Genomic DNA, 12,326 nt, shown 5'->3' on the forward strand with positions numbered 1-12,326 from the left:
CATGACCGCCTCCCGCCGACAGATCCTGCGCACCGCCATGGCCACGGCCGGAGTGGCCGTCGCGGGCCAGGCCAGCGCCGCAAGCACCGCACCTGCGGCCCGAACGGATGCGCCCGCGCCCTTGCGCGCACGTCGCCTCCAGCCCGGCGACACCATCGGGCTGGTCAGCCCTGCCAACGCCACCTATGAGCGCGAGCCGCTGGCCATCGCCATCGAGTCGCTGCAGGCGATCGGGTTCAAGGTCCGGCTCGGCCGCCACGCACAAGCGCGTTATGGCCAGTTTGCGGGCACGGACGCGCAACGCGCGGCCGACATCAACGACTTCTTCGCCGACGACGAGGTGGCCGGCATCCTGGCCCTGGCGGGTGGCTCCGGCTGCAACCGCATCGTGGACAAGCTCAACTACGCGCTGATCCGCCGCAAGCCCAAGTTCTTCGGCGGCTTCTCCGACCTCACCAGCCTGGTCAACGCCATCCACCACCAGACCGGGCTGATCACCTTCCACAGCCCGGTCGGCGGCTCGGAATGGAACGAGTTTTCGCTGCAGCACTTCAAGACGATGGTGATGGATGGCCAGGCGGACGTGTTGCGCAACCCGACGGACAAGGGCGACAACGTGGTGCAGGCGGAAGACCGCATCAGCACGCTGCGCCCTGGCGTGGCGCGCGGCCCGCTGGTGGGCGGCAACCTCACGGTGCTGGCCTCGCTGGCCGGCTCGCCGTTCTTCCCGTATTGCCGCGGTGCCGTGCTGTTCCTGGAGGACACCAACGAGTACATCTACCGGCTGGACCGCTGCCTCTCCACCCTGCGCCTGGCCGGTGCGCTGGACGCCCTGGCGGGTGTGGTGCTGGGGAAGTTCACGCGCTGCGGCCCGGGCGACGGCGCCTACGGCACCCTGACGCTGGACGAGGTCTTCGACGACTACTTCCTGCCGCTGAACGTGCCGGTGTACCGGGGCGCGATGATCGGGCACATCCGGCGCAAGTTCACGGTGCCGGTGGGGCAGCCGGCGGAGATTGACGCGCAGGCGGGGACGCTGCGGCTGCTGTCGCCAGCCGTGGTGTAGGGCCGCCCCCACCGTATCGCCCACGCCATCCCCCACCGCATCACGCGAAGTTGCGGCTTTTTTCCCATTGCGCGCAGAACGCCCAGGCCGTCCGCGCGGTCCGGCACGAAGCCTGGCGCTAGCATCTCTCCCATCGGGAGAGAGTGCATGACAACAATCCACAACACGGCCCACCAGACGGGCACGTGCGGCGACACCACGCGTCCGGATGCGGTGAATACGACGGCCACCGCGAGGATGGTGAATACAGCGGAGATGGCAGCGCGGGAAGTTCCTGGACGCAGCCTTTGGGCCCGGCGCAGCATGGCGCCATGGCAGCCACGGGGCATGCTGTCGCTCCCGGGCCGGCCCCTGGCCCGGTGGCTGGCCCCGTCGCTGGCCGTGGTGGTGGCCAGCCTGGCCGCCATGGTGGCGCCCGTGGCCATGGCCGCCACGGCCGCCACCACCGCGCCCGCAGCGCGGGTCGCTCAGCCTCAGGACCTTCGGGCAGCAGACACCCCCGCCACACCGCTCAAAGGCGATGCCGGCGCCCGCAGCGCCCCGCTGCCTCCGCTAACACCGACGCCCGCCTGGGTCGAATCCGTCACGCCGGACCTGACCCGCACCTTGCCGGCCAATGAGCGGGGCGTGGACTACCTGCTGATCGACACCCAGACGCGCGTCACCGCCAACGACCGCCACAACTACCGCCATCGCGCGGACCGCATCCGCACCGAACGCGGCCTGGACAGCACCGGCCAGATCGAGGTGAGCTTCAATCCGGGCTACCAGACCCTGCACCTGCATCAGCTGCGCATCCACCGCAACGGCAAGGTCCTGCCCTGGCAGCAACGCGCCCGCGCCCGTTGGCTGGACCGCGAAACTCAACTCGAACAGGGCATCTACGACGGCACCCGCACCTTGTCGCTGACGCTGGACGACTTGCGCGTGGGCGACGTGCTGGAATATGCCTACACCGTCAGCGGATCCAACCCCGTGTTCGGCGGACGGCAGTTCGGCGGTGCTGATCTGCAATATGCCGCCTCGGTGGGCAACCAGCGCATCCGTCTGCTGATGCCGGCCGGCCGTGAACCGGCGGTGACCGCCTCGACGGGCGTGGTGGCCCAACGCCGTACCCTCGCTGGTGGTGAGCTGGAGTGGCTTTGGGAAGTACGTGACTCGCAGGCGCTGCGCATGGACAGCGCCACACCGTCCTGGTTTTATCCGTATGCCCGGCTGGCCTGGTCGGAGTTCCAGGACTGGGGCGCGGTGGCCCGCTGGGCCGCACCGATGTACCAGCCCGATGCGAAGCCGACTGCAGCCCTGCAGAAGGAACTGGATGCGCTGACCGCGGGCTTCAGCACGCAGGAGGAACGCATTGCGGCTGCCCTGCGGCTGGTGCAGGAACGGGTGCGCTACCTCTCTGTCTCCATCGGCGCCGGTTCGCACGCGCCACGCCGGCCCGAACAGGTGCTGGCCCAGCGTTTCGGCGACTGCAAGGACAAGTCGTTGCTGACCGTGGCCCTGCTGCGCGGCCTGGGCGTGGAGGCCTGGGTGGCTCTCGTCAACACCGAACTGCGCGACCACCTGGGCGATGAACAGCCCTCCGCCGGGGCGTTTGACCACGCCATCGTGCTGGCTCGCTGGCAAGGCCATCTGTATTGGCTGGACCCCACCCGCGCCCCGCAGCGCGGCACGCTGGACCAACTCGTGCAGGCCAACTTCGGCCGTGCGCTGGTGATCGACGCGGCCACCACCAGCCTCACCCCTATCGCCACTGCGCCCGCCAGCGTGAACCGGCGTGAGATGGACATCGATTTCGATCTGAGCCAGGGCCCTGCACAGCCGGCGGCCTACCAGGTCACCACCCGCTACTTCGGCGCCGCCGCCGAACGCATGCGCAATGACTATGGCAGCGGCGAGGAGCGGCTGACCCGGCTGCAGAAGCTGTACCTGGGTTATTACGCCCGCTCCTTCGACAACATCCGGGTGGCGGCACCGCTGGAGTGGCAAGACGACGACCGGGCCAACCGCATCACGGTGACCGAGCACTACACCATCGACAAGCTGTGGAACCTCAACCGCAAGGGCGAACCGGTCGACGCCATTCTCAGCACCCCGGACATGGACGCCTATCTCCAGCGCCCGGACCTGTCCGAGCGTCAGCATCCGCTGCAGCGCAATCACCCCGAGTGGCTGGACATGACCGTGCGGGCACGGCTGCCCCAGTCCTGGCGCGGCCTTCAGAAGGATTCGGGTGAACGCAAGGTGGAGGATGAACAGTTCAGCTTCCGCCGCAGCTATGCGCTGGAGGACCACACGCTTACCGTCACGCAGCACTTCGCCAGCCATCGCGATTATGTGGACCCGGAAAAGATGGCGAGCTACGTCCAGCACCTGAAGGACGCCGACGAGTGGTCCGGTTATCGCCTGCGGTGGAGCCAGGGGCGAGTGGGCACGACCGCCGACACAAACAGCAGCGCGGACAGCAGCACCGCCGTCAGCGGCAATGGCAATGGCCGCACCGGCATTGCCTTCGCGCTGCTGACGAGCGGCATGCTGCTGGGCATGCTGCGTCTGCTGCGCCCGCCGGCGCTGGTGCTGAAGCTCCGGACGGAACGCCATCCGGACCCGAGGGCCAAGCGCCACTCTGCACCGGTGCGCCTGGCCAGTGGCCGGGTGTCCGCCATACCGCTCACCATTCACGCCGCCGCGCCACCGGCTGACGACATCGTGGTGGGCCCGGGCCGCGACGGCTGGCGCGGCTGGTTCGCCGGCCTGGTCGGGTTCGCGTTCACGATGCACGCGCTCATCGGCTACCTGTTCTGGTATCTCGCCAAGACGGCGGACGACAAAGCCTTGCTCTCCATCTCGAACTGGGTTTATGGCCTCGGCGCCATGGCGCTCGGTGCCTTGATCGTGCGGTGGCTGGAGCCGCATGGGCGAGCCTGGTTGCAGGACTGGCTGGGTGCACGCCTCGGCGGGCGGGCTTATGAGGAACTGCTGTGGCGCAGTGGGTTCCGTGACACCTTCCCGGACGCGCCGGTGGCAGACGAGACATCGTCGCCGGCCGGGGTGGGTGTTCGACCGAGTGTTCGGCCTGCAGAGGCTGGAGAGACATCTGGCGCGACACCTGGCGGAGCGCCGGGATCGGCCCCGGCCTCGGCACAGGCATCGGTCGGCCTGCATTCGCCAGCCCTCATTCCTGGCCAGGACTGACGCAGGCGTCCGCGCGGGCCTGGCGAGCCGATCGGGCCGATCGGGCCGAGCGGCCGAATGGCCGAATGGAATCGTTTCCAGCTGGAGGCCGACTCATGGGCGTCTTGACTGTCCAGGAGTGCTCGATGTTCGCAATTTCATCCGGGGCCGGCGCCCTTGCCTCCATCTCAGAGGATGACCCGGCTTCCGACACCCACGCCACGGCTGCATCACCCGCACTGGCCCCCCCGTCGCTGCCAGTCGAAATTCGGCAATGGGCGGCCACCTGGCAGGACCGGGCCCAAGCCTGTGCTCGTGCCGCACTGAGACAGCAGCCGCTTGAGGCGGCGATGCAGAATTGGTATGCGCACCTGGCCCAATTCACGGAGATGGTGAGAGAGCGGTGTGAGGCGGGCGACGGAAACGCCGGAAAGATGATCGCCGACTTTCCGGCGATCTCGGAGAGCGGCTACCGCATCCTCAAACGCGGGAATATGCCCGGTGCGATCCACTTCGTGAACGCGCGCACTGCGTTGATGCAGCGGCTGATCCGCAACGAATTCGCTGCGGAGCTGCAAGACATGATGAGAACGAAAAACGGGCACGCTCTGCGTGAGTTCAACCGGACCACTACCAGGCTTTGCAGTTGCGACGACGCTGGCTACGGCAACCAGCTACTCAAGCAAGCCAAGCAACAGCTCCACATCCAGGACCCTACCTCACGCCCTGGGCCGCCACCCAGGCCACCAACGCATCCATCGCGGGGCGAGCCTGCGCCGCGTGCACATCGTTGACGATGGTCACCACCACCCAGAGCTGGCCGGAAGCGTCCGGCACATAGCCCGCCAGTGCCACCACGTCTCGAAGGGTTCCAGTCTTCAGGCGCGCGCGCCCTTGCGCTGGTGTGTCCTTGAAGCGACGTGCCAGCGTGCCGTCCACACCGGCAACGGGCAGTGTGGCGAGCAGTTCCGGCCCATAAGGGCCGCGTTGCACCGCCTGCAACATCGCGGCCATCTGGGCGGCGCTGATGCGCTCGATGCGGGACAGCCCGGCGCCGTTTTCCAGCACCACGCCGTGCGGGTCCACCCCCTGTGTCACCAGCCAGTCCCTCACGCTGCGCTGCGCCGCGACCAGGGTGTCCTCACCCGGCTGCGCAGCGGCGGCGCCGAGGCGCTGGAAGATCAGCCGGGTTGTGGCGTTGTCGGAGGACTTCAGCACCGGGCGAAGCAGTTCCGCCAGAGGTCGGTCCTGGTGGCGCACCAGAACCCTCGCCGGCACGGGTGTCGCCCCTTCGCGGATCTCGCCGGTGAGGCTGCCGCCCAGGCTGGCCCATAGCTGGCGCAGGGCCTGGGCCGTGGTCCATTGGCGGTCCAGCAGATTGAGCGACTGCCGCACCTGGCAGTCGCGCGGGAAGCTGCCACGCATTTGCAGCCGGGCACCGTCGGTCGAGGATCCCGCCGGCAGGGACGCCTGCGGAATCTGCCAACCGTCTTCCCAATCGGTACAGCCACGGTCATTGAGGGTCAGGGGCTGAGTGTCGATGTCCAGGCCCCCAAAGGCGGGGAACGGGCGGGCCTGCACCTGCTGGCCGTCTGAACGCAGATCAAAGCTCAGCAGGCTGCCGTTGAGGTTGAGCGCGTCCGGGATCACGTTGTAGGGGAACTCGGGCTGCTCGTCGAAGGCCGGTGCCCCCAATTCCGGGCGCGAGGGCCGGAACATCGACCGGTCCACCACCACACCACCCGCCAGCTCCTGCACCCCGTGGCGCTCACGCAGGTCGCGCAGCATGAACCACAGGGCGGACCAGTCCAGGTCGGCATCGGCGCCGCCCTTGAGGTAGAGCGGCGTCAACAGGCGGCCATCCGGCGCCATGGTGGCAGGGGCCGCGCCAGGGTCGCCCGCCACCAGCAGCTCGGTCCGCCCGCGGCTGTTGGGGCCCAGCTGGTAGAGCGCCGCTGCTGCCGTGAGCAGCTTCATCGTCGAGGCGCCCTGCATGGGCTGGTCGGCGTTCAGGCGCAGGCCCTGTTGAGGCGCAGCCAACGGGAAAGCAACCACCGCGAACGACGACGCTGGTACGCCGGACCGGCTGAACACCTCTGCCACCGGCGGCGGCAATTCCCGGGAGAGGCCGGCGCAACCCGACAAGGCCAGCACGGTGGCCCCGAACAGGGCTGAAAGGCCACGTGCAGGGCGTGGCGCGGTCGATCGAACAGCTTGCATGAGGCTGGACTGTATCGGGGAGCGCCCTTCACATTCCGTCTGGTTATACACAGACGACAAGCATTCATCGTGGCGGACGCAACAAACTCGTGACGGTCCTATGACAGCCCGAGGGCCGTGTGCTTGATCATCAATCCCAGCTCGCAAGCCTGGAGGCGGGCGGCCAGGGCCGGCCGCACCGCCACGTCGTTGATGGCGCACCGAAGGTTCCGGAGAACCCCTGCGCTGGACTCGTTGACAAGGAGAATGTCGTGAAACTCAAGCCACTCGCTCGTTGCCTCGTGGTGGTGGGTCTGGGGGCGCATGTCGCCGTCTGGGCCCAGGAACAGGAGCAGCCGCAAAAGATCGAGCGGGTTGAAATCACCGGCTCCAGCATCAAGCGGCTCAAGGACGAAGGTGCCTTGCCGGTCCAGGTCATCACCGACAAGGACCTGGCACGCAAGGGCATCACCAGCGCGGAGCAGATGCTGCGCCAACTGGGCGTGAACGGCACGGGGGCGGACAACGCGACCTCCAACAACAACGTGTTCGGGGCGGATACCGACCGGCTGACCGGCGGCAGCGCCAATGCCAACCTGCGCGGCCTGGGCCCGGGCAGCACGCTGGTGCTGCTGAACGGCCGCCGGGTCTCGACCTCCGGCATGAGCGGTGGCGCGGTGGACCTGAATTCCATCCCCATGGCCGCCATCCAGCGCGTCGAAATCCTCAAGGACGGCGCCTCGGCCATCTACGGCACCGACGCCATCGGCGGCGTCATCAACTTCATCCTGAAGAAGGACTACCAGGGCGCGAGCGTCAGCATGGACGTGGCCTCGCCCTTCGAATCCGGTGGCGGCCAGCAACGCAAGGCGTCCATCACCGGCGGCTGGGGGTCGTTGGACAAGGACGGCTACAACATGATGGTCAGCCTGAGCCTGACCGACAACAGCATCCTGCGCGGCGCGGACCGCGACTGGGCCACCGGCTTCAACCCGGCGCTGGGCCTGTCGCCCAACTCTTCCAGCAGCCCGTTTGCCAACATCATCTCCGGCACCGGCACGGCGCTGGGCAGCGGCTCGGCGGTGGCCGGCAGTGGCGACGCGGTGAAGTACACCCGCGTGAACCTGCTGAGCCTGCAAGGGGCGTGTGACCAGGTCACTGCCGGCGTGCAGTTCCAGCCGGGCCTGTGGACACCAGCCACGGCCAGCGCCGCCACCCAGGCCGCCAACAACGCCAGCGGCCGCTACCTGTGCAACACCGACTACGGCAGCCAGTTCATGCTGGCCGCGCCCAAAAAGGCCGAGAACCTGGTGGCGCGCAGTTCCTTCAAGGTGAACGACAACACCGAGGCCTTTGTCGAGATCACCGCCTCACGCAACCGCGTGAAGGCCGAACTGACACCGGCGCAGTTCAGCACCTCCATCAGCTCCGGCACCGCCTACCCGGTCAACGGCCCGTACTACCTCAACCTGAAGAACTACGGCGTTACCGACTTCGACCCCACCAAACCCATCGCCTACCGCTGGCGCGCCCAGGACTTCGGCAACCGGGTCATTGAGAACGTGGACGAGAACTCCCGCCTGCTGGCCGGCCTGGAAGGCGACCTGGGCGCCTACAGCTACAAGCTGGGCGCCTCCATCGCCGGTGCCAAGGGCTACTCCAACCTGATCGACGGTTATGTCTATACCGCCCCACTCGTCAACGCACTTAGCCAGGGCCTGATCAACCCGTGGGTGGCCCCGGGCCAGACACAGAGCAAGGAGGCGATGGCGCTGATCGATTCGATGAAGGCCCGCGGCCGGCTGCAAGGCGGCGAGACAACGCTGCAGCAGCTCGATGGCTCCATCAGCGGCGACCTGTTCCAGCTGCCTGCCGGCATGGTGCAGTTCGCCACCGGCGTGGACCTGCGCCGCGAGACCTATGAATTCGCGCCGGATGCGGATGGCTTCAACTGCGTGTCCGGCCTCTCCACCGGCGCCACCGATGTGCTGCTGTGCCCCGGCAACACGGCCGTGCCCAAGGTCTCGCGCAACATCGGCGCGGTCTACGGTGAACTGGCCGTGCCGGTGATCAAGGGGCTGGACCTGCAACTGGCGCTGCGCCATGACCAGTACAGCAAGATCGGCGGCACCACCAATCCGAAGATCGGCTTCCGCTGGCAGCCGGCCCAGGTGGTGATGTTCCGCGGCTCCTACAACACCGGATTCAAGGCGCCGAGCTTCCAGCAGCTCAGCCCCAACGTGGCCCCGCGGGACTACACCGGCACCTGGAGCGACCCGGTGCGCTGCCCGTCGGACCCGACCCAGTGCGCCATCATCGGCCTGGACTACACGGACAGCGGCAACCCCGACCTGAAGCCGGAGAAGTCCAAGCAAGGCACGGTGGGCCTGGTGTTCTCGCCCTTTGCGGATTTCAACGCCTTTGCGGACTACTGGCGTGTGGACCTGGACCAGCGCATTCGCAAGCTGACGGTCGCCGACGTGCTCAACAACTACGACCTCTTCTCCGGCCGCATCCAGCGTGACGCCAGCGGCAATGCCGTGCTGGTGGAAGCGGGCTGGATCAACGCGGCGGACAGCACCACGCGCGGCATCGACTGGGGCGCGAGTTATCAGTTCAAGCATTCCACAGGCACCTGGCTGGCCAATATCAATGGCACGCACATGCTGACCGCCAAGGAACGCACCTTCTATGGCCAGGCACTGGTGGACCAGGTCGGCAAATTCAACACTCGCACGCTCTACCTGCGGGACAAGTTCAATGCCGACATCACCTGGTCCCGCGATGCGTGGAGCGCCACCTTCAGCACCATCTACAAGTCGGGCTACGCTGACCAGGACATGAGTGCCAAGGGCGTGCTGCCGGCCACGGCCAACACGCGGGTGGCCAGCTACACGACCTTCGACCTGTTCGGCACGTACAGCGGCTTCAAGAACACGACGCTGACCGTGGGCATCCGCAACCTGTTCGACCGCGACCCGTCCTTCACCCACCATGACGTGGATGACGTGGCCGGCGCCGGCTGGGATCCGCGCGTGGCGGACCCGTTCGGGCGGACGCTGGCGGTGTCGGTGAAGTACGACTTCAAGTGAGCTGAAGGGCTGTCAGCGACCGGGCGCCTGGGTCGAGCCTGACCCGGGCGCCGAGCGGCAACGGCAGATGGGGCGTGGCATGGCCGGCGGGCCAGCCCGCGAGGACGGGGCAGCCCAGCGGGTGCAGATAGTCCGCCATCACGTCGTGCGGCGGGTCCGCTTCGCTGAAATTGCCCAGCACCACGCCGGCCAGTTCGGCCAGGTGACCGCCAAGGCGAAGCTGGCAGAGCAGGCGGTCCACCTTGTAGGGGTCTTCGCCGACATCCTCCAGGAAGAGCACCGCTCCCCGCAGGTCCGGCATGAAGGGTGTGCCCATGAGGGCGACCAGCACCGCGAGGTTGCCGCCGGCCAGGACGCCCGCTACCGCAGGGCCTGGGCGATCCAGCGGATGGGGCGGCACCGCCGGCCCCAACGGTTGACCGGCTCGCAAACCGCCGTGCAGGCGCGCCGCCAGCGCCAGCGCGTCGGACCAACCCGCCTCGCCACGATGCCAGTCGGAAGCCGGCATCGGCGCATGCCAGCCAGCGTGGCCCAGCGACTGCCGCACGGCATGCAGCGCCGTCAGGTCGCTGTAGCCGATCAAGGGCTTGGTGCTTTGGCGCAGCAGGGTCATGTCCAGTTGGTCGAGCAGCCGCATGCAGCCATAACCGCCGCGCACGCCGATCACCGCATCCACCGCCGGATCGGCAAAGGCTGCGTGCAGGTCCTGCAGCCGCTGCGCATCGCCGGCCGCCAGATGGCCGAGGGCTGCCGGACCCTGGCAACCGGGAAAGATCTTCGCCCGAAATCCCAGCCGCTCGATCATCGGTACCACCAGCGGCAGGGTGCCCTCACGCGGCGGCCCTGCAGGGGCCACCACCCCCAGGCATGCGCCGGTCGGGAGCGGCGGGAGGATCCAGTCGTTTGTCATCAGGGGTCCTTGGCTATCCAGGGCGGCTGTGTCGGCGCCGATGGCAGGCACAACGATAGCGGCTCCACGGGGTCGCGCCTGCTGGCGCGGGCCGCTATGGCGCTCACCACCCGTTGAACGGCTCGCGCAGGAAGGTTGGCTAGAAAGTGAGGCAGAAAGGTGGCGCAGGAAGGTCGGTCAGGTAAGTCGCTCTGGAGGCCGCTCTGGAGGCCGTTGAAGCAGCCGTTCAAGCAGCCGTTCAGTTAACCGCTCAGGCAGCCCGGAGCGCCAGCCCATCCAGATCCAGTGGGCTGGGCCGGCCGGAAATCAGGTCAGCCAGGATGCGGGCCGAGCCAAAGGAGAAGGTGAACCCCAGCGCGCCATGGCCCACGTTAAGCCAGAGGCCGGTCAGCGGCGTGGCCCCCAGCATGGGAGCGCCGCTGGGCGTGGCGGGGCGCAGGCCTGCCCACGGCACCGCCTGCGAATAATCCGCGGCCTTGGGGAAGCTGGCCAACACATTGCGGTGCAGCGCCGCCAGGCGGGACGGATCCAGCGAGGTGTCCTCGCCCACCAGGTCCACCATGGCCGCCACGCGCAGTTGCTGGCCGATGCGGGCGTAGAGGGTCTTGCGTTCGAAGTCGGTGACGCTGACAGCCGGCGGGCGATGTTGCCCGCCGATGGGCGCCGACAAGCTGTAGCCCTTGAGCGGATACAGCGGCAACCGGATGCCCAGCGGCGCCGCCAGCGCGGCGCTCTGCAGGCCGGCCGCCAGTACGAAACCGTCGGCCGCCAGCTCGCCCTCGGTGCTGCGCAGCGCCACCACTCGGCCATGCTCTTCCACAAAGCCCAGCGCATGGGCATGGACCCAGCCTCGGAAGTTGGGGTGCTGCTCCAGTCGACGGCCCAGTTGGAGGCACATGGCATGGCAATCCGCCACCGCCTCACCGGCTGTGAAGATGCCACCGGCCAGCCAAGGTTCGCCACAGTCGCCCAAGGCGGGTTCCAGCGCCAGGCATTCGTCGCGAGACATGGCCCGTTCCGGCCCCTTGGGGTCTGACTGCCGTGCGGCGCGTTCAAACGCCGCCGGCTTGCGATAGACCACCAGCTTGCCTGGGGTCCGCAGTTCGATGGCGTTGAGTGCCGCCTCCCGTTGCAGCTCCAGGAAACACCGCTGGCTGAACGCGCCCAGCGCCAGCAGCCGGGCGGTGGTGCGGCGATTGGTGGAGGCCTTGCAGTGCGCCAGGAAGGCCCCCAGCCAGCGCCACTGCGCCAGGGTGCCGTCTGGCCGCAAACGCAGCGGCCCGTCGCGGTCCAACAGCCAGCCCAGGGCCTTGAGCGGCACGCCGGCATCGGCCAGCGGCGACACATAGCGGTAGCTGAGCTGACCCCCATTGGCGCGGCTGGCCCCTTGCGCCAACGCGGCGGCGCGCTCCACCAGGGTGACCCGGTGGCCGGCCTGCACCAGGGCCCATGCCGTGGTCAGGCCCACGACACCGCCACCGATCACAACAAGCTGTTTCATCCCCTGTGGACGTTTTTTGAACTGTCTCGCAGAGTACGGAGTTGGCGCGGCGGCGACCAATGAAAGCCGTGTCGCCACCCATAACTGAGGCCTATGTATCGACTCTCGATCTTCTCGATGTGCTTCCCATCGGGCATGCGGCCAAGGGACTGCATGTGTTTGTAGAACGTGGTTCCCGTTTAATCGGAAACGAGCTGGTCCTCAAACCACTGAGTCCCACTCGAAGCACATGAAGCGTTGGGCGGGCGAAGCAACAGCAATCGCGACGCGATCAGTTGGCCCAGGCACGAGTAACGAGTTCCCATCTGCGCGACCCCTTACAGGATGTGGGGTGTCGCACTTCAAACTTGGGCCCGACACTTCTCCTTCCTCACGTTCAGC

General features: G+C 67.8%; 7 protein-coding genes. 4 read left to right on the top strand and 3 right to left on the bottom strand.

Features of this window, described 5'->3' with window-relative positions:
- Position 1: 1 nt before the first annotated feature.
- The 3 genes from BMY53_RS08130 to BMY53_RS08140 all read left to right on the top strand — a co-directional run bounded on the left by BMY53_RS08130 (position 2) and on the right by BMY53_RS08140 (position 5,037).
- Positions 2–1,066 carry a S66 peptidase family protein gene (locus BMY53_RS08130; RefSeq protein WP_218151203.1) on the top strand — a complete coding sequence of 355 codons (1,065 nt, stop codon included), beginning with the start codon at positions 2–4 and terminating at the stop codon, positions 1,064–1,066.
- Between the two features lie 327 nt (positions 1,067–1,393).
- On the top strand, positions 1,394–4,264 hold the full coding sequence (locus BMY53_RS08135; protein ID WP_143073993.1) for a DUF3857 domain-containing transglutaminase family protein: 2,871 nt from the start codon (positions 1,394–1,396) through the stop codon (positions 4,262–4,264).
- A 125-nt stretch (positions 4,265–4,389) separates the two neighbouring features.
- Positions 4,390–5,037, top strand: a complete 648-nt coding sequence (locus tag BMY53_RS08140) for a hypothetical protein (protein ID WP_143073994.1) — start codon at positions 4,390–4,392, stop codon at positions 5,035–5,037.
- On the opposite strand, the gene dacB is transcribed toward BMY53_RS08140, so the two are convergent.
- Complete coding sequence (dacB, locus tag BMY53_RS08145; RefSeq protein WP_092945435.1) at positions 4,958–6,463, bottom strand: D-alanyl-D-alanine carboxypeptidase/D-alanyl-D-alanine endopeptidase; 1,506 nt, start codon at positions 6,461–6,463, stop codon at positions 4,958–4,960. The genes BMY53_RS08140 and dacB overlap by 80 nt on opposite strands.
- A gap of 251 nt (positions 6,464–6,714) precedes the next feature.
- On the opposite strand from dacB, the gene BMY53_RS08150 reads away from it, so the two are divergent.
- Entirely contained in the window at positions 6,715–9,534 is a 2,820-nt protein-coding gene (locus BMY53_RS08150) for a TonB-dependent receptor (RefSeq protein WP_092945437.1), read from the top strand.
- Here the strand turns inward: BMY53_RS08150 and BMY53_RS08155 are convergent.
- Together BMY53_RS08155 and BMY53_RS08160 are read right to left on the bottom strand one after the other, a co-directional pair.
- On the bottom strand, positions 9,527–10,444 hold the full coding sequence (locus BMY53_RS08155) for a S66 peptidase family protein (protein WP_092945915.1): 918 nt from the start codon (positions 10,442–10,444) through the stop codon (positions 9,527–9,529). The genes BMY53_RS08150 and BMY53_RS08155 overlap by 8 nt on opposite strands.
- A gap of 250 nt (positions 10,445–10,694) precedes the next feature.
- Complete coding sequence (locus tag BMY53_RS08160; protein ID WP_255370090.1) at positions 10,695–12,023, bottom strand: D-amino acid dehydrogenase; 1,329 nt, start codon at positions 12,021–12,023, stop codon at positions 10,695–10,697.
- Positions 12,024–12,326: the final 303 nt, after the last annotated feature.

The organism is Roseateles sp. YR242 (assembly GCF_900109745.1).
Classification (GTDB): Bacteria; Pseudomonadota; Gammaproteobacteria; order Burkholderiales; family Burkholderiaceae_C; genus Roseateles.